Origin of the sequence: Streptomyces sp. 3N207, assembly GCF_052246355.1 — a bacterium.
Lineage (GTDB): Bacteria > Actinomycetota > Actinomycetes > Streptomycetales > Streptomycetaceae > Streptomyces.
This window is the reverse complement of record NZ_JBQQBV010000025.1, coordinates 90,479-112,507: the sequence shown is the minus strand read 5'-3', so window position 1 is coordinate 112,507 and position 22,029 is coordinate 90,479. Positions and strand designations below refer to the sequence as shown.

Annotated in this window: 20 protein-coding genes; 7 read left to right on the top strand and 13 right to left on the bottom strand. The window is 72.7% G+C overall.

Going from position 1 to position 22,029, the window contains the following annotated elements; genetic code table 11:
* Positions 1-93 precede the first annotated feature (93 nt).
* The gene (locus ACTWP9_RS30240; protein ID WP_443249498.1) at positions 94-1,260 is read left to right on the top strand and encodes a glycoside hydrolase family 26 protein; all 1,167 of its coding nucleotides are present in this window, start codon (positions 94-96) and stop codon (positions 1,258-1,260) included.
* A 167-nt stretch (positions 1,261-1,427) separates the two neighbouring features.
* On the opposite strand, the gene ACTWP9_RS30235 is transcribed toward ACTWP9_RS30240, so the two are convergent.
* Genes ACTWP9_RS30235 through ACTWP9_RS30200 form a run of 8 tightly spaced genes read right to left on the bottom strand, consistent with a single transcriptional unit; the run spans position 1,428 to position 11,481 of the window.
* Positions 1,428-2,636, bottom strand: a complete 1,209-nt coding sequence (locus tag ACTWP9_RS30235; protein ID WP_443249497.1) for a GNAT family N-acetyltransferase — start codon at positions 2,634-2,636, stop codon at positions 1,428-1,430.
* Positions 2,633-3,412: a hypothetical protein gene (locus ACTWP9_RS30230; RefSeq protein WP_443249496.1), complete on the bottom strand. Its 780-nt coding sequence runs from the start codon at positions 3,410-3,412 to the stop codon at positions 2,633-2,635. Before ACTWP9_RS30230 ends, ACTWP9_RS30235 begins: the two co-directional genes overlap by 4 nt.
* Positions 3,413-3,417: 5 nt before the next feature.
* Positions 3,418-4,647, bottom strand: a complete 1,230-nt coding sequence (locus ACTWP9_RS30225) for a glycosyltransferase (protein ID WP_443249495.1) — start codon at positions 4,645-4,647, stop codon at positions 3,418-3,420.
* Entirely contained in the window at positions 4,644-5,414 is a 771-nt protein-coding gene (locus tag ACTWP9_RS30220) for a polysaccharide deacetylase family protein (protein WP_443249494.1), read from the bottom strand. Before ACTWP9_RS30220 ends, ACTWP9_RS30225 begins: the two co-directional genes overlap by 4 nt.
* Complete coding sequence (murJ, locus tag ACTWP9_RS30215; RefSeq protein ID WP_443249493.1) at positions 5,404-7,143, bottom strand: murein biosynthesis integral membrane protein MurJ; 1,740 nt, start codon at positions 7,141-7,143, stop codon at positions 5,404-5,406. Before murJ ends, ACTWP9_RS30220 begins: the two co-directional genes overlap by 11 nt.
* On the bottom strand, positions 7,140-8,633 hold the full coding sequence (locus tag ACTWP9_RS30210) for an O-antigen ligase family protein (protein WP_443249492.1): 1,494 nt from the start codon (positions 8,631-8,633) through the stop codon (positions 7,140-7,142). The genes murJ and ACTWP9_RS30210 overlap by 4 nt, the downstream gene beginning before the upstream one ends.
* Positions 8,630-10,264, bottom strand: coding sequence for an exopolysaccharide biosynthesis polyprenyl glycosylphosphotransferase (locus ACTWP9_RS30205; RefSeq protein WP_443249491.1), 1,635 nt, complete (start codon positions 10,262-10,264; stop codon positions 8,630-8,632). Before ACTWP9_RS30205 ends, ACTWP9_RS30210 begins: the two co-directional genes overlap by 4 nt.
* A complete protein-coding gene (locus tag ACTWP9_RS30200; protein WP_443249490.1) occupies positions 10,261-11,481 on the bottom strand; it encodes a glycosyltransferase in 1,221 nt (406 codons plus the stop codon). The genes ACTWP9_RS30205 and ACTWP9_RS30200 overlap by 4 nt, the downstream gene beginning before the upstream one ends.
* 234 nt (positions 11,482-11,715) lie before the next feature.
* On the opposite strand from ACTWP9_RS30200, the gene ACTWP9_RS30195 reads away from it, so the two are divergent.
* The gene (locus tag ACTWP9_RS30195) at positions 11,716-12,216 is read left to right on the top strand and encodes an anthrone oxygenase family protein (protein ID WP_443249489.1); all 501 of its coding nucleotides are present in this window, start codon (positions 11,716-11,718) and stop codon (positions 12,214-12,216) included.
* A gap of 12 nt (positions 12,217-12,228) precedes the next feature.
* Here the strand turns inward: ACTWP9_RS30195 and ACTWP9_RS30190 are convergent, their stop codons facing one another.
* Both ACTWP9_RS30190 and ACTWP9_RS30185 read right to left on the bottom strand, forming a co-directional pair.
* The gene (locus tag ACTWP9_RS30190; RefSeq protein WP_443249488.1) at positions 12,229-13,899 is read right to left on the bottom strand and encodes a hypothetical protein; all 1,671 of its coding nucleotides are present in this window, start codon (positions 13,897-13,899) and stop codon (positions 12,229-12,231) included.
* A gap of 347 nt (positions 13,900-14,246) precedes the next feature.
* Positions 14,247-14,573, bottom strand: a complete 327-nt coding sequence (locus ACTWP9_RS30185) for a hypothetical protein (RefSeq protein WP_443249487.1) — start codon at positions 14,571-14,573, stop codon at positions 14,247-14,249.
* 262 nt (positions 14,574-14,835) lie between these two features.
* Here ACTWP9_RS30185 and ACTWP9_RS30180 point away from each other — a divergent pair, with 262 nt between their 5' ends.
* From ACTWP9_RS30180 to ACTWP9_RS30160, 5 genes are all read left to right on the top strand, one after another.
* Positions 14,836-14,961: a hypothetical protein gene (locus tag ACTWP9_RS30180; protein WP_443249486.1), complete on the top strand. Its 126-nt coding sequence runs from the start codon at positions 14,836-14,838 to the stop codon at positions 14,959-14,961.
* Positions 14,958-15,545: an SRPBCC family protein gene (locus ACTWP9_RS30175; protein ID WP_443249485.1), complete on the top strand. Its 588-nt coding sequence runs from the start codon at positions 14,958-14,960 to the stop codon at positions 15,543-15,545. The genes ACTWP9_RS30180 and ACTWP9_RS30175 overlap by 4 nt, the downstream gene beginning before the upstream one ends.
* Before the next feature lie 75 nt (positions 15,546-15,620).
* Positions 15,621-16,076, top strand: coding sequence for a MauE/DoxX family redox-associated membrane protein (locus tag ACTWP9_RS30170; protein ID WP_443249484.1), 456 nt, complete (start codon positions 15,621-15,623; stop codon positions 16,074-16,076).
* Positions 16,077-16,235: 159 nt separating this feature from the next.
* Positions 16,236-17,858: a radical SAM protein gene (locus ACTWP9_RS30165; protein WP_443249483.1), complete on the top strand. Its 1,623-nt coding sequence runs from the start codon at positions 16,236-16,238 to the stop codon at positions 17,856-17,858.
* Positions 17,855-18,643, top strand: a complete 789-nt coding sequence (locus ACTWP9_RS30160; RefSeq protein WP_443249482.1) for a class I SAM-dependent methyltransferase — start codon at positions 17,855-17,857, stop codon at positions 18,641-18,643. The genes ACTWP9_RS30165 and ACTWP9_RS30160 overlap by 4 nt, the downstream gene beginning before the upstream one ends.
* Positions 18,644-18,858: 215 nt before the next feature.
* Here the strand turns inward: ACTWP9_RS30160 and ACTWP9_RS30155 are convergent, their stop codons facing one another.
* The 3 genes from ACTWP9_RS30155 to ACTWP9_RS30145 form a co-directional block, all read right to left on the bottom strand.
* On the bottom strand, positions 18,859-19,506 hold the full coding sequence (locus ACTWP9_RS30155; protein ID WP_443249481.1) for a class I SAM-dependent DNA methyltransferase: 648 nt from the start codon (positions 19,504-19,506) through the stop codon (positions 18,859-18,861).
* A 113-nt stretch (positions 19,507-19,619) separates the two neighbouring features.
* Entirely contained in the window at positions 19,620-21,119 is a 1,500-nt protein-coding gene (locus tag ACTWP9_RS30150) for a serine/threonine-protein kinase (RefSeq protein ID WP_443249480.1), read from the bottom strand.
* Positions 21,120-21,425: 306 nt separating this feature from the next.
* Positions 21,426-22,016, bottom strand: coding sequence for a TetR/AcrR family transcriptional regulator (locus tag ACTWP9_RS30145; RefSeq protein WP_443249479.1), 591 nt, complete (start codon positions 22,014-22,016; stop codon positions 21,426-21,428).
* Positions 22,017-22,029: the final 13 nt, after the last annotated feature.

The window sequence follows — 22,029 nt, the reverse complement described above, 5'->3', positions numbered from 1 at the left end:
CAGGAACGCGGACCGGCGGACCACCGGACAACGGCCCGGGGCGTGGACATCGGCCCGGCGCCGACAACGGCCCGAGGGCGACCAGGAGGAGCCATGCGCACCCACAGACGCGAGCGGATCAGGGCGGTCCTGTGCGGTGGAGCCGTCATCGCCGGGCTGCTGGCCTCCTGCACCGTGCCGCCGAGCGGCCGGCCGGGACCCGGCTCCGTACCGGGCGAGCGCCCCGCCCGCACCCCCGCGTCGGCCGCCACGCCCCGGGCCGAACCCTCCGGCTCCCCCTCCGCTCCGGTGTCCTCCGCCGACCCGCTGGTGGGCGCGTTCCTCGGCTCCGGCCCCGAGGGGGTGCGCCGGGTCCGGGGCATGGAGCGCTGGCTGGGCGGCACCCGGCTGCGCGCCGGGCACACCTACCTGCCCGGCCGCCTGTGGTCCGAGATCGAGGGCCGGCCCCGCCTCCTGGCACCGTGGGCGCGCTGGCGGCACGAGGAACCCGGCCGGCTGCTGGTGCTGAACGTGCCCATGGCGGACCACAACGAGGCCGGACTGTCCGACGAGCGGGTGCGCACACTGCTGCGCGAGGGCGCGGCCGGACACTTCGACGCCCACTACCGCACGCTGGCCGAGCGGCTGGTACGGCAGCGGCTCGCGGACACCGTCCTCGTACTGGGCTGGGAGATGAACGGCACCACCTACACGCACCGCTGCGGTCCCGACCCGGCGGCCTGGAAGGCGTACTGGCGCCGGATCGTCGCCACCATGCGCTCCGTGCCGGGCCAGCGGTTCCGCTTCGACTTCGCCCCCAGCCGCGGCCGGGACGCGATCCCCTGGACCCGCTGCTACCCGGGCGACGACGTGGTCGACGTACTCGGCATGGACGCCTACGACCAGCCCGAGGGCATGTCCTTCGAGGAGCAGGTACGCGAACCGTACGGACTCCAGGCGCACGTCGACTTCGCGGCGCGGCACGGAAAGCCCGTCTCGTACCCGGAGTGGGGACTCTTCCGCAACGGGGACAACGCCGAGTACGTCCGCCGGATGCTGGCCTGGATGGACCGGTACCGGCCGCTCTACCAGACGATCAGCGACTACTGCCCGCACGGCGTGTGGCAGTGCCGCCGGAATGTGGTCTCCTCCGCGATCTACCGCGCGGCGCTGATCGCCCGTCCGCGACCGCAGCCGGAGCCACAGCCGTGGTGGGAGCGGTGCTTCGGCATCGGCGACTACTGCGTACGCCTCGACTGGCTGGGCGCCCTGGCGGATTAGGGCTTGCCCCGCGGATCTCGCATGCCCGGCGCGGGGAACTGCGCGCCAAGCCATGGGGGTAGCTCCCTGCTCGAAGAGCCTGGGGGAGGACCCGCAGTCCGCGGTCGACGGACAGGGGCACGCCCTTGCCGGAACACGCCGGAGCGGGCCTGGCTGCTGTGCCGCCGTCACCGGCGGCCCAGCAGAGCGCGGACCCTGGCGGCAGCAGGCCGCTTCCGCAGCGCACCGGCCGCCAGTTCGCGTGCCGCCACCTGCGCGGCGAGCAGCTCCAGCGCGGGCGCCAGCTCCCGACGGGCCAGCAGATAGCGGCGGTTGACCACGGTCACCGGGCGCCACCGCAGCTTGTACGGCTCGGTGCCGCGCAGCAGGCTCAGCGTGCCCCGGCCGGTGGCGGCCGCGTACTGGGCATCGTGCCGCAGCAGCATGGTCGCGATGTCCACCCGCTGCTCGCGCAGCCGCGGATCGGCGCCGAACAGATAGCCGCACACCAGGTCCGGCGAGGTGAAGGCGACATCGCAGGCGGCGACCAGGCCGCCGATCCGGTACTCGGTCACCGCGGCGTCCCCGCCGGCCACCAACGCCTCGACGGAGCGCACCAGATGCGCCCCGAAACGGGACCGCAGATGCTCCGGCGTGACACCCCTGCCGCGCCACTGCCGCTCGTGCAGCCGCAGCATGGTGCGCACCGCGTCGGGCACCCGCTCTCCTGTCACCTCGTGCGCCTCGATCCCGAGTTCCTCGATACGGCGCAGCTTGCGGCGGGTGCGTTTGGCGCCGGCCGGTGGCAGCCGGCGCAGCATCTCCACCATCGGGATGCCGGGCAGTTCCAGACAGGCCGAGTCGGCAAGACACCTGCTGACCCCCGGCCAGGCCGCGTACAGCCGCTCGGCGGCGCCACCGGGACGCACCTCACGCAGATCGAGCACGGCGCTGCGGGTGGCCGCATAGAGGGCGCGCGCGAGCGCCCCGGCCGCTCGGGGACAGCTGTCGTCCAGCAGCACGTCCTGGTAGTCGGAGATGGTGCCGCCGAGAGTGACCAGCGCGGGCAGCGGCCGGTGCACGAGCATCAGCGGAGCGGCGGCGACCAGCCGGCCGTTCTCCCGGACCAGGACGACGCGCAGCCTGCCGCGGCGCCCGTACGACCGCCACCACGACCACAGCCAGGCGTGGCTCTGGAACGGGGTCGCCGAACGGTTACGGGCACGCAGCCCGTCCCAGTCGGCGGCCAGCGCGGCGAACTGCTCCTCGGCCCGGCACAGCGTCGCCGTCAGCCGGACCGGCGGCTGCCCGGAGGCGTCCCCCTGCCCGCCGCGCCACGGCGAGAGCACGGGACCGGCAAGCCTGCGGCGGGTGGGCGGCCGTAGCGGGGACGTCATCGGGCACCCTCCAACTCCGTTGCCGGCCGGGCCGGTGCGCCGGTCTCGTCCGCCGACCCGGCGACATCACCGGCGGCGGGCCCCGGCACCGTGGCGGTGCCGGCCGGTCCGCGCCGCTGCGGGCGGGCCAGGAGCGCCAGCCCGCCGAGCAGTCCGCCCGCACTCGCCCCCACCGACACGGCGATCGGCATCGACGGGGAGACCGGCCCGGCGGGCGGCGCCGCGTGCGCGACGGCGGTCAGCCGGACACCGGTCCTGTCGGCCGACCTGTGCGCCGTGCCGGTGAGGGAGCGGGCCACGGCGTCGGCGTAGTCGGCCGCCCTGTCCGGCCGAGGCGCGCTGCCGGTGATCCGCACCATCGGTGCGTCGGGCGAGGCCCCGGCACGCACTTGGGACCGCAGCGTGCCGCGTGGCAGCCCGGAGGCGGCCTCCGCGGCGTCCAGCACGAGGGCGTCCGTGGCGATCTTCCCGTACGCCTGCGCATAGCCCAGGGCCGACGCCGCCTCCGCGTGCGCGCCGGGGGAGACGAGCACATAGCTGGTGGCCTCGTAGCGCGGTTCCGCGACGGCCGCGTACACCGCCCCGCCCAGCACGCCCAGCGCCACGCACGCCGGCAGCGGCCACCACCCGGGCACCCGGCGTGGCCCGCGCCGGCGCGGTGCCGTCGGCGTTTCCGCAGGAGCTCTCGCTGTGCCGGCGACGGCCTCTTCCGGCGCGCTCTCGAAGGCCGGTGCCGCCTTTCCCGGTGCGGCCTTTCCCGGTGCGGCCTTGGACATGGAACTCACCTCGTTGTCAGGGGGCTGTGATGGGGGAGGGGCGACGGCACCCGGGAGGGGGCGCGCCGTCCGGTGGTGGGTACGGCCTTGCCGCGCGAGCTGGTGCCGAGGGCGGTGCGGTAGACCCGCACCAGGCGCTCCGCGCAGTGCGCGATGTCGTAGTGGCGGACCGCCGGGGGTACCGGCAGCCGCACCGGTCCGGCGGCCCGTGCCGCCCGCAGCGCGTCGGCCAGACCTTCGTGCGAGGACGGGAACTCACGGGCGCCCGGTGCCTGTTCGCCGGGCAGGTCCGCGACCGCCGGACATGCGGCGTACAGCACGGGCAGCCCGGCGGCGAGCGCTTCGACCACCGCCAGCCCGAAGGACTCCTCCGCGGACGGCGACACGAACACGTCCGCGGCCGCCAGCACCCCGGGCACATCGGGCGCCGGGCCGCCAGGCGCCGGCTGAGCACCGAGTCCTCCCGCGCACTCGCCCAGCAGCAGTACCCGGTCCGCGACGCCCAGCGCCTCGGCGCGGGCGCGCAGGGCCGGGCGCTCCGGGCCGTCACCGGCCAACAGCAGCCGCGCGCCGGGCACCTCGGCCACGGCGTCCACCAGAGCGCCGAAGCGCTTGCCCGGCACCAGCCGGCCGACCCCGGCCACCACGAAAGCGCCAGAGGGCAGGCCCAGTTGCCGCCGCACGGCGGCGCGTACGGAGGCGTCGAAACGGAAGCGGGCCGCGTCGACGCCGTTGGGCACCGTGCACAGCCGTGCCGCGGGTACTCCCCAGCGGCGCAGCCGTCCGGCGACGGTGCCGGAGACGGCGACGGTGGTGCTGCCGAGCCGTTCGGTGGCCAGATAGAGGGCGCGGACCGCGGGGGTGAGGGGGCGGCCCTCCAGCATGCTGTCGCCCAGCGAGTGCTCGGTGGCCACCACTGTGCGCACCCCGGCCAGCCGCGCCGCGATCCTGCCGTACACACAGGCCCGGTACAGATGGGTGTGCACCAGGTCGTAGCCGCCCGAGCGCACCAGCCGCACCAGCCGGGGCAGCGCCGCCAGCTCGCGGTTGCCCGTCATACCCAGGTGGGTCACTCGGGTGCCGTCGGCGCGGATGCCCTCCGCGACGGTGCCCGGTGCGGTGAGGGTGACGACCTCGCTGTGCACGGAGTGCGCCGGCAAGTGGCGTAGCAGCAGCCGCAGTTGCTCCTCCGCGCCGCCGACACCCAGCCCGGTGATGATGTGCAGCACCCTCATCGGCGTACACCGTCCCGGGGGACCGCCGCGGCGGGCGCCGGTGCGGCGGGCAGCGGCCTGCGGCGCAGCGGGTGCAGCACCTTCTTCAGATACAGCCGTACGGAGGTGTCCCGGGCATCGATGTGGGCACGCGGCAGTGCGTACATCCCGGTGAGCGGGCCCGGATCGATGGCGCACGCGTAGTGGTAACCAGCAGCGCGCACTGCCCCGACGGCGCGGCTGTCGAGCGTCCCGTACGGATAGCAGAACCCGGCCGGCGCCGTCCCGGTCAGCTCCACCAGCAGGCTGCGGCTGTGCGCCGTCTCGCTCTCCAGGGTGGCGTCGTCGGCCGTGGTCAGGTCGGTGTGGGCCAGCCCGTGCGAGCCGACCTCGATACCGGCTGCGGCCACCGCCCGGATGCCGTCGGCGTCCAGCAGCGGCTTGCGCGGGCCCAGTTCGTCCCAGACGTTGTCGTCGCCGAGCCGCCCCGGCAGCACGAACACGGTCGCAGAGCACTCGTACCTGCGCAGCAGCGGCAGGGCAGCGGTCAGGAAGTCGGCGTAACCGTCGTCGAAGGTGAGCCCCACCAGCCCGCCGCCCCGCCCCGCCGCGCGGGCCCGCAGCAACTGCCCCACACCCACCCCTCTCAGCCCCCGGTCCCGCAGCCAGCGCAGCTGCCGCTCCAGCCGCGCGGGCGAGACGGTGATGCGGTACGGGTCGTCGGCGCACTCGGCGACCGAGTGGTACATCAGCAGCCAGGGAGTTCGGACACGGGTGTCAGCGGCCATGAGTGACCCTCCGTTCGACGGCGGTGATCGTTCGGTTGACGGCGGCGAGCAGCTGCGGCAGCTCCGGCGCTCCCACCAGCAGCCCGACTGCCAGGAAGACGGCCGGCACGACCGCCCCGCCCGCGACGGCCCCGGCGAGAGGGGCCGAGAAGAGCGCGGCGGCGGCCCAGCCCGCGGTGGCAGCCGTGCCGGTGGCCACCAGCAGCCGCAGCAGCCCGGCCGCCACCCGCGGTACGTCGACGGCCACCACCCGGGCGCCGAGCCCGTGCAGCAGCAGCGCCGCGGTGACGGTGATGCCCAGCGCGTTGGCCGCCGCGATGCCCAGGACCCCCCAACTGCCCGCCGCCGCAACCCCGGTGCCCACGGTCACGGCGAGCCCGGCAGCCATCGCGGCGGCCGGGTACCAGGGCGGACGGCTGCCGGAGAAGAACGGGCGCACCAGGGCGCCGACCATGCTGTGCCCCAGCAGCCCGCAGCTGTAGACCCGCATCACCGCGGCGGTCGCGGCGGTGTCCCGCGTGTCGAAGGCACCGCGTTCGAAGAGCAGGCCGACGAGCTGCGGCGCGCAGGCCATCACGTACGCGGCGCCCAGCAGCACCACGATCCCCGCCAGTGTCAGATCCCGCTCCACCCGCCGCCGGGCCGCGGCCGCGTCGCCGTCGGCCATGGCACGCGCCACGACGGGGAAGGTGACGGTGCACACCATCAGCGAGAGCACCATCGGCAGTTGGGCCACCTTCTGCGCGTAGTTGAGGTGCGAGATGGCGCCCGCGGGCAGCGAGGACGCCATGAAGCGCTCGAAGAACACCTGCGCCTGCCGGCTCACCGTGAACGTGACGACCGGCGCCAGCACCCCGATGCCGACGAGCGCGCCGGTAGGTGAGTGCTCCCGCCCCCCGCGCGCCGCTCGCCAGGACCGGTCCCGAGCGGCACCCTCCGCCCGGGCGGCGGCCTTTCCGGGGGCGGCGTCCCTGGTGGGCAGTCGGCGCAGGAACGCGGGCAGCTGGACGAGCACCATCAGCGCTCCGCCGACGGCGACGCCCAGCGCCGCGGCCCGCACGCCCCACCGGCCGTGCCCGGCGAACATCACCGCGATGACGCCCGCGTTGTAGACCAGGTAGATCGCGGCAGGCGCCACGAAGTGCCGGTGCGCCCGCAGCGCCGCACTGAAATACCCCGCGAGACCGAAGGTGAGCACCGTCAGTGCCGTCAGCCGCAGACAGTCCACCGCGGTGCCGGTGTCGGGCAGGCCCGGCGCGAGCAGCCGTACCGCATACGGCGCGGCCAGCATCAGCAGCCCGGCGGCGCAGACCAGCAGCAGCGCGAGCCGGGTCAGGGTGGCTGCCACCAGCGCCCGTACGGGGTCGGTCTCCTCCGCCGTCCTGCCCCGCGCCTCCGCCTCCCGGGCCGCCCTGCGGGAGAGGGCGAGGCTGAAGGCGGGCACGAGAACCAGCGCCATGGCGTCCTCGATCAGCAGGGTGGCGGCCAGTTCGGGCACGGTCCAGGCGACGAGGAACGCGTCGGTGCCGGCATCCGCGCCGAAGAGCTGGGCGATGGCCTGGTCCCGCAGCAGCCCGCACAGCGATCCGGCTGCGGTGAGTCCCGCGGTCACGGCCGCTGCCCGGGCCAGGAACCGCCCGAGCCGCGGCGACTCCTCGCCGCCGGCTGCCACGGGCCCGGCGACCGGAGGGTCGGCCTCCGTGGCGGGAGCGGGACGGGGGCCGGTCATCGCGCGGGGCTCCCGTCCGTGTCCGGCTCCACCACCGGCGGCGGGCTCCCGTCCGTGTCCCGTTCCACCACCGGGGACGGGCTCCCGTCCGTGTCCCGTTCCACCACCGGCGACAGCGCCCACCAGGTGGCCAGCCCCAGCACCAGGGCGGTGAGGACGGTCGAGGGGCCGCCGATGTCTCCGTACAGGAATTCCACGCCCTGCCACACCAGCAGACCCGCGGCAACCGCGCCGCAGTCGGCAGCGCGGGAGGCCGGAGGGTCGCGCCGGGTGCCGCGCAGCCGCCGCAGGGAGCACACCAGCAGTGCGCCCCAGGAGCCCAGAAGCGCCACCGTGCCCACCAGACCCTGTTCGCTGAGCACCAGCAGATACATGTTGTGCGGTGACAGCAGCGGCTCGCGCTGGAAGGGCGTTCCGGCACCCGCTGCGTCACCGCCGGAGGAGAGCTCCAACGCGGCGTGTGCGTCGCGGTGTTCGGGAAAGCCCTTGGGGCCGACTCCGGTGGCGGGCGCCTGCCGCCAGATGTCCACGGCAGCACCCCACAGGGAGTACCGGTCCGTCACCGAGCGGTCCGGCGAGTTGGACACCTCGGTGATGCTCCGGGCCCGTTGGGTCAACTCCTGGGTGGCCACCCCGAAGCCCCCCACCAGCACCACACCGGCGGCCACCACCGCGGCCAGCACACACACCGTCGTACGGGCCCCGCGCAGCACGAGCAGCAGCAGGGCCGCCAGGGCCGTGGCGATCCACGCGCCCCGGCTGTAGGAGAGGGCGAGAGGGACGACGAGTACGGCGGCGCAGCCCAGCGCGCAAGGGCGCAGCCACCGGGGGGCGCCCGTCGGCGGGTGGAGGCCGCACGCCAGCGCCGTCACCAGTCCGTACGAGACGGCCGTGGCCATGCCCATCACGTCCAGCGCGCCGAAGGTGCCCACCGCGCGGACGTTCTCGCCCTGGTAGGAGGCACCGGTACCGGTGAGGGCCTGCACCACGCCGACCGCGCCCTCGATCAGTGCCAGCAGCACCACCGCCGCGCACACCAGCCGGGCGTCCCGCGCATTCCGCAGCGACAGCAGCACCGCGCCGGGCACCAGGACGAAGAGCTGGAGGTAGCGCACGAAGCCGGGCAGGCTCGCCGCAGGGTCGGCCGAGGCGATGGTCGTCACGGCGAACGCCGCGGCGGGCGCGCCCAGCACCAGCGCGGCGAGCGGCGTCAGCGCGCGGGGCGAAGAGCGGCCTGCCGTACGCCGGATGGCCCGGTCCCGCAGCAGCCCCAGCGCGCACCAGACCACCAGCACGCCCGAGCAGATGTCCGCGAGGGTCATACCGCTGTGCGCGCCCGGACTCGTACGGTCCGCCGGGGCGCACAGCAGCAGCACCGTCACCACGACCGGCACCGCCGGTCCGCTCGGCCCGATCCGCGCCAACCGGCCGACCGGCGTCCTTCCGCCGGTCCGCGACGGCAGTGCCGCACTGCCGGTCGCCGCGCTCACCGGCCCTCCAGGCGGAAGAAGGAGGTCGCCGTGTGGCAGATGATGCGGATGTCCTGCCACAGCGACCAGGTCTCGATGTAGTGGTTGTCGAACCGCGCCCGGTCCGCGATGGAGGTGTCGCCGCGCAGCCCGTGGATCTGCGCCAGTCCGGTGAGGCCGACCGGGGTGCGGTGCCGCTGCGCGTAGCCGGGGTGGAGCCGGCTGAACTGCTTGACGAAATAGGGGCGTTCCGGCCGTGGCCCGACCAGGCTCATATCGCCCCGGAGGACGTTCCACAGCTGCGGCAGCTCGTCGAGCGAGGTACGGCGCAGCAGCCGACCGACGCGGCTGGTGCCCGCATCGCCGGCAACGGTCCACCTGGTCGCCGCCTCGTGCTCGTCGGCGGGTCGTACGGTACGGAACTTCAGCAGGGTGAACGGGCGTCCGGCCCGACCGATGCGCTCCTGCCGGAAGAGCACGTCCGGGCCGTCGAGTACGCGTACCGCCAGCGCGCAGCCGGCCATCACCGGTGTCGCCAACAGCAGCGCGGGCACGCTCAGTGCGAGATCCAGCAGTCGTTTGCGCAGGCCGGTGCGCGGCCGGGGGCAGCCCAGGGCCAGCCGGTGGTAGGAGAACCCCCACAGATGGTGCTCGGCGGACCGCCTGCTGCCCGGCAGGGCGTGCCCGCCGTGTGCCCCCAGCGCGCAGCCGGGCCGTACCAGCCAGCCGGTCACTCCGCGCTCGCCCAGCAGCCGGGCCAGCGCCGCGGTGTGCGGGTCGTCCCAGGGCGACCGTACGAAGACGGCATCCTGCACCGCGCCGCGAGCGACCTCCCGCGACACCTCCTCCAGGGTGGCGACGACGGGGAGCGGGGGCCGGCCGGCGGCGTCACCCGTCGCCCCTTCGTGCCCCGTACCGAACCCACCCGGGTCCGCCAGCGCCACGGGCCGCAGTCCGTACCGAGGCCGTTCGGCGAGCGCGGCGGTCACCGCCCGTGCCGTTTCTCCCCGCCCCACGACCAGCGTGGCGCGCGGTCTGCGGCGGTTCCGGTGGCGGCGCACCCCGTGCACCAGGGCGCGGGCCGCGCACACCAGTACCGCGTTCGCGGCGATACCCGCCAGCAGTGTGGTGAGGCTCAGCGCCCCGGTGCCTCCGCACGCCGCGAGCACCGTGACCCCGACGCACCAGGCGACGGCGACGCGCCTGCTGAGCGCGGGGAGTTCGGCCAGCGCCTGCGGATCGAGCCCCGGCCGGTAGAGGCCCGCTCGCGCGCACAGCGCGGCCAGGCTCGCACAGGTGGGGGCCAGCAGCTGCGGTGCCACGTCCGGGCCCGCGCAGCTCAGCACGGCGACGGCGGTCGCCGCCACGTCGGCGGCGGCCAGCGGCAGAGCCGCACCGCGGCAGCGTGGGGTGGCGGCGCGGGGCGGCGGCGCCGCAACAGGTCCGCGCGCCGACGGTACCGAAGGCGTCGGCGACCGCCTGCCGTACGCGGCCGGCTCACGAACGTCGGTCCCCGCTGCTTCGGTACCCGCGCCTGAGGTCGGGCGGGGCAGGACGGGCGCGCTGCGGACCGGCCGCCCGACAGCAGCGTCCACCGGGCCGGTCGCCGCACCCGGCGGGCCCTGGCCGCTGTCGGTGCTGTCCGCGGTCATCGCGTACCCGCCCACTCCGCGACCGGGACAGCCACCGTCGCGCCCCGTTGCCGTAGCACCTCCCGGTACAGCTCCAGCACGGCGGCTGCCGTGGTGCGCACGTCGAACCGGGCCCGTACGTGCTCGCCGGCCGCCTGCGCCAACTCGGCGCGCAGCCCGGGGTCGAGCGTGAGCCGTACCACGGCGTCCGCGAGCGCGTCCGGGTCGGCGGGCGGCACCAGACAGCTGGTCTCCTGGCCGGGGGGCAGCAGCTCACGGGACCCGGCCACGTCGGTGACGACCACGGGGCGACCGCAGGCCATCGCCTCCAGCGGGGTCAGCGCCATGCCTTCCCACCGCGACGGCAGCACCACCAGGTCGGCAGCCGCGTACCAGTCGCACACCGCGTCGGCCGCGCCCGCGAAGACCACCCCGGGCGGGGCAGCGCGGCGCAACTCCTCCCGGTCGGGGCCGTCGCCGACCAGCACCAGCCGCGCCTCCGGGACCCTGGCCGCCACCCGCGACCAGGCGGCCAACAGAGTGCGCTGTCCCTTCTGTTCGCACAGCCGCCCGACGCACACCACCCGCACCGCCGACGGCGGCAGCTCCCGCAGCGCCGCGTGCCGCGCCATGCCGCCCTCCGCCTGCCGCGTGTCGGGAGCGGTGAAGCGCGCCGTGTCGACCCCGTTGTGCACCACGGCCCACCGGGCGCGCACCCCGGCCGCTGCACCGGCCTCCCGCTCGGCCTCGCTCACACACAGCACCCGGTCCGCCCACCGGGCCGCGTACCGCTCCCAGGCGCGGGCCAGCCGCGCGGTGCCTCCCGTGGCGGCCTCGAAGGACCAGGCGTGCGGCTGGTGGACGGTGGGCAGCCTGCCGCGCAGCGCCAGCCGTGCGGCGAGCCCGGCCTTGGCGCTGTGCGCGTGCACCAGGTCGGGGCGTACGGCACGGAGCAGCCGCTGTACGCCGTACACCTCGGCCGCGAGGTACGCCCCCGGCTCCCGGACGGCGGACCAGCGCACAGTGCGGGCACCCGCTGCCGCCGCCGCTTGTGTCAGCCGGCCGCCCGCGGGGCACGCCACGACGACGTGCAGCCCCGCGGCGACCTGGGACTCCGCGAGATCGGCGACAACGCGCGCCACCCCGCCCTCGACGGGCTGGGCGAGGTGCAGGACGGTCATCAGCCCCCGAGGCTCGCTGCCGCATGGTGCAGTGCGCTGTGCCGGCAATTCAGGCATGGACGACTCCGCCTCCCGAGATGAAGCAGAGTGACCTTGACAAAATCCGACTGTCGAACCTGAGCGGCGCGCCGGTTATCTTCTGGTTTTCACCGACTGATCCCACGCGTGGCGGGTGCGACGCCGGCACATCCCGCTGAGCGCCTCGACCATGGGGTGCCGCGCCCGTCCCCGGTTGACTGGACGTACTGCCCGCCGTCCGACTGGAGCGGGCACGACAGAGAGGGGACGGATGTGCGAGTGCTGCAAGGGTTGTCGCTGATGGGCGCCGTACTGCTGACCGGGTTGAGCGCGGGCGTCTACTACGGCTTCGCCTGTGCGGTGATGCCGGGACTGCGGCGCTCCGGGGACAGGTCGTTCGTGGAGGGGATGCAGCGCATCAACACGGCCATCCTGAACGGCTGGTTCCTGCTGCTGTTCGCCGGTTCGCTGCTGCTGATCGTCGCCGCCGGTTCGCTGCATCTGTGGGGCGGTGGCAGCAGGGGTGCGGTGCCGTGGATCGTGGCGGGGGCCGTGCTGTACCTCGCCGTCCTCGTGATCACCATGGCGTTCAACGTCCCGCTGAACGATGCGCTCGACGCCGGTGGCCTGCCGGACAGCGCGGAACGGCTGGCCGAGCTGCGCGAGCGCTTCGAGGGCGCGTGGAACCGGTGGAACCTGCTCCGCACCCTCTGCAACACGGCCGCATTCGGGTGTCTGGCCTGGGCCCTGGTGCGGTACGGGAACGGGAGCTGAGCCCGTGCCGTCCTACTTTCCTCGGCGGCGGCCGAACCGCAGCGCCCGGGCCAGCACGTCCAGCGCCTCGTCGGCCCAGCCGATGGAGTGCAGACCCGAGGTGACATTGTTCGGCGGGCGGTTGATGAGGGTGTCGCGGCGTACCAGCCGGGTGAAGTCGACCCGCACCGCTTCGCTGCGCGGCCGGCCCCCGTACGGCGTACGGAACTCCACCCCGGCCCGCCGCATCACGTCGATCAGCTCCTGGGCGAGGATGCCGTAGGCGACCGTCGTGGGATGGACGCCGTCCAGCGAGAAGAGTCCGCCGTCGCTGCGCCGGTCGCCGTCGCTCAGCAGGAACCGCGAGTTGGGCACCGGGTCGAGCGCGGCCAGCTCACGGGGGAGCGGATACGGCGTCCACCAGTCGGGCCGCGCCCGCTCGTCCTCGAAGTAGCGGCGGCAGGCCAGCCGGTCCAGCAGCCCCGCGGCGTCCAGCAGATACCAGTCCCGCCCGGCGCGCCGCGCCGTGCGCACGGCCTCGGCCATGGCGTCGTTGTACTGGTCTATCGCTGCGTCTATCGCGCGCGCCTGCTCGCCGGTCAGATGCGGATCGCGCTCCACGTCGAAGTCGCTGTCGCTGATCCAGGGGCGGGTGTAGTACGGGAAGTAGCGCGACCCGGGTTCCTGCTTGCCGCGCACTCCCCGCGCGATCGGGGCGATGGTGACGTGCGGGACGGTGCACCAGATCACGTGCCGGGCCTTGATCTGCCCGACCGCGTGGGCCAGTTGCTCCAGTTCGGCCGCGAAGTGCTCGGGCCGCCACACCGTGAACCGCGCCTTCTCGTGCAGATCGTCGTAGCCCTCCTCGCTCCAGGCGACCTTGAGCTCGATGACGGAAGACAGCGCGTTGTTGGCGCCCAGGAAGACGATCAGCGTCTCGATGCCGTGGTCCGGGTCCGCTTCCCGCTCGCCGTCCTCGGTGGCCTCGCCGTGCCGGGCGCCGCCGGTCTGCTCGCCCAGTGCCGCTGCCGCACCCACCTGGCTGAGCGCGCCGGAGGCCGGGGGCCGGGTGGGGAGGGTGCGCAGCGCGGCGCGCTCACCCGGGCTGTCCACCACCTGCCGCACCAGGTTGTCGCTCGGGGCGTCGATCATCTTGCGGCACACGTCCGCCGACTTGTCCAGCGCGTCCCGCAGATCCCAGCTGAATACGGCCAGGTTGTGGTTGATGGCCGTGTTGGTCACCGGAGTGCAGCCGCCGCCGCGCTCCCAGTAGTCCTCCACCTTGTCCATGAAGCGGCGAGCCCGGAAGAGCGCCGAGGGGGTGTCCCACCAGTCGAGCGTCGGACCGCAGTGGTCCTCGATGTCGCGGAGCAGCATCTCCAGGTTGAGCGGGAGCCCGCCGCAGCCGTCGAAGGAGGGGTACCGGAAGTGCTCGGCCCAGCCCAGCTCGTGCGCGATGATCGCCGGATACGACAGCTGGGTCTGGAAGGCCGCGCAGCTCTGGAAGCCCTGGGTGAGGGAGTCGCCGATGGTCACCAGCCTGTTGCGGGGCTCGCCGCGCCAGGAGGTGGCGACAGGGATGCCCAGGGTGGGGTCGGTGTAGGGCGCCCCCGGACCGGCCCGGCCGGTGGCGGGCTGCGGTGCTGCGCCGGGGGTCGGTGCGGAGGGGGGTTCCGGTGCGGAGGGGGATTCCTGTGCCGTCATGTCACGCCCCTATATGCCTATCGCTGCCGTCTGATTCGCGAACTGGCCTGTCCGACCAGTATCGATGCCGAGTCAAGCGAGCCTCGACCTGCACGAACCGGCCGTCGTCCGCCCGGACCTCTGCGAACTCCTGGAGCAGTACTGGGAACTGGCCATCAGACCGACATGGCCGCAGATGTAGCTCGTACTGGAAGCCGCGTCCGCTCTCGCCTCGCTGCTCGGTACGCTCAGGGCGACACCGAGTGCCGTGTCCCAACACCTTCGCGTGCTGTACGACACGGGCATCGATGCGTACGCCCCGGTGGAACAACGCAGGCCGGGGTGCACGGCTCTCGGCCGGCTGAGGTCTACCGATCGTCGGGACCGAGCGGTTGTCGTGTCCCGAAGGTCGCGGTGTCCTCGAAAACGGCTTCCAGCTGTGTCGACTCGACGATCTCGGCCAGTCGGGCGGCCGAATCCGGGTGAACCAGGGAGCCGAGCACCTCAGGAAAGTCCTGCCGGGTGGCGTCCACCTCGAAGATCGAGATGATCTGCCGTTCGTCGGTGATGCTGTGGCTGATGCTCACCCCTGAGGGATAGGAATCCTTGGTCAGGCCAGGCGGAAGCCAGGCTTGGATGAACTCCTCATCAGTGACGCCGGGCTTCAAGGTGCGGACGAACACGGCACGCAGCATGCGCTCTCCTCTGGTCGGCTGACGGTCGGGCAGGCGCCCTGCCAGGTGATTCACGGTACGTGTCGACGGTGACAGTGAGTCCAGGCGTCACGTAACTCAGCGACACACCATGCGGAGTGCGGCAGTTCGCCGACCTCAGCTTGTACGGCACTCCCGATCTGCTCAGTACGGAGAATCGTGCGCGCGCTGACCGAACCGGTGCCGGGTCCGGGCCTAGCGTGGCAGTCGGCGGAACGTCTTCATTGCGACAAGGGGCGAGATCATGGTGCGGGCTGTAGGGAACGGCGCGGTCCTCGCGGAAGCGGACCTGACCGTGGTCGTCGAGGGCAACCCTGTCGCCTTCGGGCAGGGGATCACGGTCGTGGGTGAGCCGGAGGCCGCGTCATGACCATCCGTCCGGCCCGTGCCGCGGCCTGGGCCGCAGGTTCCGCTGCCACCGTCGCAGCCGTCGCCGCGGGCGGGTATGCCGGGCTGGTCAGTGGTGCACTGCCGCTCGATGTGGGGCTGGGGCGACGGGTGCGGCCCCTCGGCCCGCAGACGCTCGACATCGCCGCGCCCCGGGAGGTCGTGTTCGATGTGATCGCTCAGCCGTATCTGGGGCGGACGACGCGGGCGATGCGGGAGAAGGTACAGGTACTTGAGCGGGGCAGCGACATGGTGCTGGCCGCGCACGTCACGCCGCTGGCCGACGGCCGGTTCCGGGCCGTGACGGTGGAGACGGTTCGTTTCACTCGGCCCGAACGCGTCGACTTCCGGCTGGTGCGAGGGCCGGTGCCGCACGTGACTGAAGCGTTCGTCCTGACCGAGCAGCCGACCGGTACGCGCCTGGTGTACGACGGAGAACTGGGCACGGACCTGTGGCGGGCCGGAGCCCGCTGGGGCCGGACGGTCGCCGCCCACTGGGAGCGGACCGTCGCGGCCTCCCTCGCCTCGGTCAAGGACGAAGCCGAGCGCAGCGCCGACCACCGGTAGCCCATACCGGCCGGTCGGTCCTTCGGTGAGCGCGCTTCCATCCCGCGGGCAGCCACGGCTTCTAGCATCGGCCCCATGGTGCTGCGGATCGTACTCGGCACGGTGCTCACGGCGATGGCAGCCGGTCAGCTCGCCTCGCTCGGCGAGATGCCGGGCATCCTCGCTGCCTACGGGCTGGTCACCGGTGCCGGGGCGGCGGCCCTCGCCGGCATCCTGATCACCGGGGAACTGGTGTGCGGGGGCTGGTTCCTGGGCCGCCCCCGCTCGGTGGTCCGCACGCCTGTGTGGGCGTACACCGCGGTGGCGCTCATGTGGAGCGCGCTGGCATTGCAGGCGTACGTCCGCGGGCTCGAAGTGGACAACTGCGGCTGCTTCGGCAGCTATCTGACCCAGTCGCTGAGCTGGATCGTCCTCGTTCAGGACGCGCTGATGCTGCTCTATGCCGGGCTGCTGCTGCGCGTCTCTCAGCGGGCGCCGCCCCCACCCGGGCCCCGCGAAGCCGACGAGCGGTGCCCCGAGAACGCGGAGTAGTGGCAATCGCGTGCGGAGCCGTCGCCTACGCGTCGCGGCGCCTGCCCGCTCGACGTTCTCGCCGTTCACCCCAGCGCCCGTGGCGTGGCGCCTTCCGGCCGGGAGCCGATCCCGGTCACCGCCGGCGAACCCGGCCACTGCCGAGTGGAGGAATCCCCCATGACCCAAACCCCGACACCACGACGCAAGGTGGACCGGGACGAGGTGTTCGTCGAGTTCACCAAGTCGATCTGCCCGCTGTGCAAGACCCCGATCGATGCTCAGGTCAACATCCGCGAGGACAAGGTGTACCTGCGGAAACGCTGCTCCGAGCATGGCGAGTTCGAGGCCCTGGTCTACGGCGATGCCGAGGAATACCTGTCCTCGGCGCGCTACAACAAGCCCGGCACCATCCCCCTCTCCTTCCAGACAGAGGTACGGGATGGCTGCCCCAGCGACTGCGGGCTGTGCCCGGAGCACAAGCAGCACGCCTGCCTCGGCATCATCGAGGTCAACACCGGCTGCAACCTGGACTGCCCGATCTGCTTCGCCGATTCCGGCCACCAGCCCGGGGGCGGCTCCCTGGGGGCATCTCCCGGCCGAAGGCTGGGGGAAGAGCCGGCGGGAAGCTACTCCCTCACCCACGAGCAGTGCGCGCGGATGCTCGACGTCTTCGTCGAGAGCGAGGGCGAGGCGGAGGTGGTGATGTTCTCCGGCGGTGAGCCCACCATCCACAAGCACATCCTCGACTTCATCGACCTGGCCCTGGACCGTCCGATCAGGAACGTCACCCTCAACACCAATGGCATCCGCCTTGCCACCGACCAGAACTTCGTCGCCGAGCTGGGCAAGCGCAACCAGACCCCCGGCAGGTCGGTGAACATCTACTTGCAGTTCGACGGCTTCGAGGAGCGAACCCACCGGGAGATCCGCGGGCGGGACCTGCGGACCTTCAAGCAGCGCGCGTTGGACAACTGCGCCGACGCCGGACTGACCGTCACCCTTGTCGCGGCCGTGGAGCGTGGACTGAACGAACACGAACTCGGCGCGATCGTCGAGTTCGGCGTCGACCATGCCGCTGTCCGCTCGGTGGCCTTCCAGCCCGTCACCCACTCCGGCCGGCACGTCCCCTTCGACCCGCTGAACCGGCTCACCAACCCCGACGTGATCAAGCTGATCAATGAGCAGCTGCCGGGCTGGTTCCAGAAGGGCGATTTCTTCCCCGTCCCCTGCTGCTTCCCGACCTGCCGCTCCATCACCTACCTGCTGGTGGACGGAGAGCCGGGCAACCGCACCGTCGTACCCATCCCGCGCCTCCTCGACGTGGAGGACCACCTCGACTACGTCACCAACCGGGTCATGCCCGACAGCGGCATCCGGGAGGCGCTGGAGAGGCTGTGGTCCGCCTCCGCGTTCATGGGCACCGCCACCACCGAGGAGAAACTCCGCGCCACCGCCGAGGCGCTGGACTGCGGGGAGAGCTGCGGTATCGACCTGCCGCAGGCCGTGAAGGACCTGCACGACAAGGCGTTCATGGTCGTGGTGCAGGACTTCCAGGACCCGTACACCCTCAACGTCAAACAGCTGATGAAGTGCTGCGTCGAGGAGATCACCCCGGACGGACGTCTGATCCCGTTCTGCGCCTACAACTCCGTCGGCTACCGCGAGCAGGTACGGGCCCGGATGTCCGGCGTGCCGGTCGCGGACGTGGTGCCCAACGCGCTGCCGCTCGTGGACCGGCTCACGCCGACACCGTACGGCTCGCAGACCGCCCGCACGGATACGGAGGAACAGCAGTCATGAACAGCGACGAGGTCAAAGCCTGCTGCGCCGACGCCTACACCAAGGACGTCGTCGCTCTCCTGCTCGGCGACTCCTACCACCCCGGCGGTACCGCCCTGACCCGCCGTCTCGCCGACAAACTCCAACTGGCCGAGAACAGCCGCGTCCTGGACGTGGCGTCGGGCCGCGGCACCACCGCTCTCCTGCTCGCCGACTCCTACCGAGCGCGGGTGGACGGCGTGGACTACGCGGCGGCCAACACCACCCTCGCCCAAGGGGCCGCGCACGCGGCGGGGCTTGCCGAGCGGGCTGTGTTCGTCACCGGCGATGCCGAGCGCCTGCCTTACCCGGAGGGCGTGTTCGATGCGGTGGTGTGCGAGTGCGCCCTGTGCACCTTCCCCGGGAAGGCACAAGCCGCCGCCGAGTTCGCCCGCGTCCTCAAGCCCGGCGGCCGGATCGGTATCACCGACGTCACCGCCGCCCCCGACCAGCTGCCCGCCGAGCTGACCGGTCTGGGAGCCCGGATCGCCTGCGTCGCCGACGCCCGCCCCCTGCCGGAGTACGCCGACATCCTGGCCGCCGCGGGACTGCGCATCCTGACCACCGAACGTCACGACGCGGCCCTGCTCCGGATGATCGACCAGATCGAGGCACGGCTGAACCTGCTGCGCATCACCGCCCCGGCCCGGCTCACCGAAGCGGGCGTCGACCTGACGGCGGCCCCCGCAGTCCTCGACGCCGCCCGCGCCGCCGTCGCGGACGGCACCCTCGGCTACGCCCTGCTGATCGCCGCGCGGCCGGCCTGATGTCCCCCTACCGCCGGGCACGAAGCACCCTCACATATCTCCACGTCTCTGCGTCCTGGAGTCGGAAACAAGTCGCGCAGGCGGTTCGGCACCGGAGGGTAGAGCCGCACCGCGAGATCCCCGCTCGTACGTGCGGGAACAGTACGCCCTCTGGCTCGACGGCACGCTCTGACAGCGTTGAGGGCGCAGGCACAGGCCGGCGGCGGATCATGTGACTACTGCGCTGCGACTGTGCGCATCAGCAGATGCCCCCGGCGGAACCGTTCCCCCTCAAAGGGCTCACGCAGCATCCGGCCGACCTCGGTGAAGCCGGCCTCACCGGCCAGCCCCGCGAGATCGTCGATCGGCCATCGGTAGGCCGTCGCCACCTTGTGGTCGAAGGCTGTGGTCGGCTCACCTTCCGACTCGAAGAAGGCGAGCAGGAGAGTTCCGTCGGCCGCGAGTACCCGACGGAACTCGGCGAGGTACGCGGGCACGTCCTGCGGTGGGATGTGAATGACCGAATACCAGGACACGATGCCCTGCAGCTGGCCGTCGGCCAGGTCCAGGGCGTCCATGGAGCCGACCTCGAACCGCAGGTCCGGGTATGTCTCGCAGGCCAGACCGATCATCGCGGGCGACAGGTCGACGCCGAAGACGTCCAGCCCCAGATCCCGCAGGTGTGCAGTGACATGGCCAGGGCCGCATCCCAGCTCGGCGACGGGCCCGGAGCCGGCGGCTCGCACGGTCTCGGCGAACACGGCGAGCACCGCGCGATCCAGCGGAGCACCGTCGAGTGCATTGCGGGCGAGCTCGTCATAGAGGACAGCGACGGCATCGTAGGCATCAGCTGTCGCACGGTGATACGAGGAAAGTTCAGTCACAAGCGAGAACCCTAGAGTCTCCCTGACGCTGACGACTGACTCGGGAGGCCCGTCCCTGGACCCCTCGTCGTACGCCTGGCCGGCAGGCACCGAACGGGCCCGCCGCAGGAAGGTCAGTGATCGGTCACGGCGAACCCGTCCCTGAACGTGTCGAAAACGGGGCGGTGGGTGTCCCACTGGGCGTTGGGGGCCGAGAGGTAGAGGTCGTACTCGCGGCCGCCCGCGCGGCCGAAGCCCAGGTCGATGGCGCGGTACGTGCGGGCCCGTCCCTGGACGGTGAACTCCCAGATCGCGGCCGGCTGTTCCCGGAAGGTGGTCTTCTGCATGCGCAGCCTGCGGTACACGGAGTAGTTCTTCTTGGTGTTCGCTTCTATGTCCTTGAAGTGCGCCACGGGGTGCGAACCTGCGGGGTGCACCATCCCGAGCGTGATGCCGACCCGGCGGGACTTGTCGCCGTAGGTGACGGAATCGCTCGTCCGATCGATGACCTTCCAGCCGTCCGGCACGGGGAAGGAAGCGTCGAACTTCTTCTCGGTGACCTTGTGGAAGCCCTTGGGCACGGGGGGTGGTGTGTAAGACGGTGCGGTGCTGGGGCGGCTTTTCCCGGCGTCCGTGTCACGATCGGATGTCGCGTGGATCGCGCCTGTGACGGCCGCAGCCGCGGCCGCAACGGCGACGACGGCCGTGAGGACGACGCGGCGCTTCTTGCGGCCTCGGCGCCGTTCGGGTCCCTCGTCGGGTCGGACGGGTCCCGCGGTCTGTGCGGGCGCTGCCTGAAGCAGCACCTCGGTCGATCCGCCGGACCGGGCTGCCCGCAGTGCCTGCTCGGTCAGCTCCGCCGACGGCCGCTGGTCCGGATCCTTGAGCAGCAGCGATTCGATGAGCGGTGCCAGCGGTCCGGCGCGCTTCACAGGCTCCAGCGGATCGACGGCGATGGCGTACGCGACCTCCATCGCGGTGTCCCGGTGGAACGGCGGCCGGCCCTCCACCGCCTGGTACAGCGTCGCGCCCAGCGCCCACAGATCCGAGGCAGGTCCGGGCTTCTGCCCGCGTATCCGCTCCGGCGCCATGTAAGGGAGGGAGCCGACCGTTTCGCCGGTCTTGGTCAGCGTGGAGGCGTCGGCGGTCATGGCGATGCCGAAGTCGGTGAGCACCACCCGTCCCTCGGCGCCGAGCATGACATTGCCGGGCTTGACGTCGCGGTGCAGCACTCCGGCGGCGTGCGCGGCCCGCAGCGCGGCGACCATGCCGAGGCCGATGCGAGCCGCCTCCTCGGGCGGAAGGGTGCCCTTCTCCTTGAGGAGATCGCCGAGTGTGACCGCCGGAACGTACTCCATGACGATGCAGGGCTGACCGCTGTCGTCCACCACGTCGTGGACCACGACCACGTTGGGGTGCACGATGCAGGCGGCGCTGCGCGCCTCGCGGCGCATGCGTTCGTAGAGCGTGGCGAGGTCGGCGTCGGACAGTTGCGGCTGCGAGTGCAGCCGCTTCAGCGCGACCTGGCGGCCCAGGACCTCGTCCTGGACGCGCCACACCGTGCCCATGCCGCCTCGGCCGATCTGCTCGGTCAGCCGGTAGCGCCCGCCGATGAGCCGCCCCTCGTCCGACACGACCCACCTCCGCTTCCGGCCGTTCGAATTGCCTCGTCACAATAGCTGCCAGGTGTTACGGCCGACCGGACCGTCTGCTCTGCGAGCACGCTGATGAAGTCGGCGAGGCCCGGGATCGCCACGCACCGGCTCCTGCACCGTCCGCAGCACATCGAGGGTGCTACCGATGTGCTCGCCGGCCTCGGCGGTCAGCCGGCGGCGCCTGCGAGCCCAGCGCGGTTCCCTCTTGTCGCCCCGGCATCCGACGCTCGACATTCCGGGCCGCCCGTCGGTGCCGACGGCCTGGTGGATCGGGCGGTGTCCGGGCTACTCGCGTGTCTCGACGATGCCGGTGAGGGCGCGTAGGCCCGCGACAACTTCCGAGGCGTCGGGAGCCTGGCCGGGATCGGTGAGCCACTGTGTCATCAGGCCGGTGAACAGGGCCATCTGCGCGGCGCCCAGGGTGCGGGCGGCGGCATCGCCGACCTCGTCCTCGGGTGCGCTGAGCAACAGCGCAGCCAGACCTTGGCGGCCCTGGGCCTGACTGCCGGCCAGATAGCGGCGCAGATCGTCGGAGTGTTCGGCCTGGAGCAGCGCTTCGAGCGTGGCCAGCCACAGCGTCCGGTCGTCCTGGAAGGACTTGATGATCGCGGCCCACATCGCCTCATAGCGCGCGGCCGGACTGCTTCCGGCTTCGCCGAAGGAGGCCAGCGTGCGACCGAGCCGTGTGCCCCACTCGTCGATCGCCTCGATGAGAGCGGCGTTCAGGAGCGCCTCGCGGGAGCCGAAGTGGTAGCCGATGGCCGCCATGCTCACGCCGTCGGCGGCCGTCACGATGTCGCGCACCGTGGTCCGGGCCCAGCCCTTCTCCTCCAGGCAGCGCCTGGCCCCCGCCAGTAGATCCTCGCGATTTCCCATGCCGAGAACGCTA

Excerpts from the sequence above, each read along its gene's own strand:
- ACTWP9_RS30170 (WP_443249484.1), top strand. The coding sequence starts at position 15,621 with ATGGTGCTGCGGATCGTACTCGGCACGGTGCTCACGGCGATGGCAGCC.
- ACTWP9_RS30235 (WP_443249497.1), bottom strand. The coding sequence starts at position 2,636 with ATGACGTCCCCGCTACGGCCGCCCACCCGCCGCAGGCTTGCCGGTCCC.
- ACTWP9_RS30185 (WP_443249487.1), bottom strand. The coding sequence starts at position 14,573 with ATGCTGCGTGCCGTGTTCGTCCGCACCTTGAAGCCCGGCGTCACTGAT.
- ACTWP9_RS30225 (WP_443249495.1), bottom strand. The coding sequence starts at position 4,647 with ATGAGGGTGCTGCACATCATCACCGGGCTGGGTGTCGGCGGCGCGGAG.
- murJ (WP_443249493.1), bottom strand. The coding sequence starts at position 7,143 with ATGACCGGCCCCCGTCCCGCTCCCGCCACGGAGGCCGACCCTCCGGTC.
- ACTWP9_RS30190 (WP_443249488.1), bottom strand. The coding sequence starts at position 13,899 with ATGACGGCACAGGAATCCCCCTCCGCACCGGAACCCCCCTCCGCACCG.
- ACTWP9_RS30180 (WP_443249486.1), top strand. The coding sequence starts at position 14,836 with ATGGTGCGGGCTGTAGGGAACGGCGCGGTCCTCGCGGAAGCGGACCTG.
- ACTWP9_RS30220 (WP_443249494.1), bottom strand. The coding sequence starts at position 5,414 with ATGGCCGCTGACACCCGTGTCCGAACTCCCTGGCTGCTGATGTACCAC.
- ACTWP9_RS30160 (WP_443249482.1), top strand. The coding sequence starts at position 17,855 with ATGAACAGCGACGAGGTCAAAGCCTGCTGCGCCGACGCCTACACCAAG.
- ACTWP9_RS30230 (WP_443249496.1), bottom strand. The coding sequence starts at position 3,412 with ATGTCCAAGGCCGCACCGGGAAAGGCCGCACCGGGAAAGGCGGCACCG.
- ACTWP9_RS30205 (WP_443249491.1), bottom strand. The coding sequence starts at position 10,264 with ATGACCGCGGACAGCACCGACAGCGGCCAGGGCCCGCCGGGTGCGGCG.
- ACTWP9_RS30240 (WP_443249498.1), top strand. The coding sequence starts at position 94 with ATGCGCACCCACAGACGCGAGCGGATCAGGGCGGTCCTGTGCGGTGGA.
- ACTWP9_RS30145 (WP_443249479.1), bottom strand. The coding sequence starts at position 22,016 with ATGGGAAATCGCGAGGATCTACTGGCGGGGGCCAGGCGCTGCCTGGAG.
- ACTWP9_RS30175 (WP_443249485.1), top strand. The coding sequence starts at position 14,958 with ATGACCATCCGTCCGGCCCGTGCCGCGGCCTGGGCCGCAGGTTCCGCT.
- ACTWP9_RS30200 (WP_443249490.1), bottom strand. The coding sequence starts at position 11,481 with ATGCCTGAATTGCCGGCACAGCGCACTGCACCATGCGGCAGCGAGCCT.
- ACTWP9_RS30165 (WP_443249483.1), top strand. The coding sequence starts at position 16,236 with ATGACCCAAACCCCGACACCACGACGCAAGGTGGACCGGGACGAGGTG.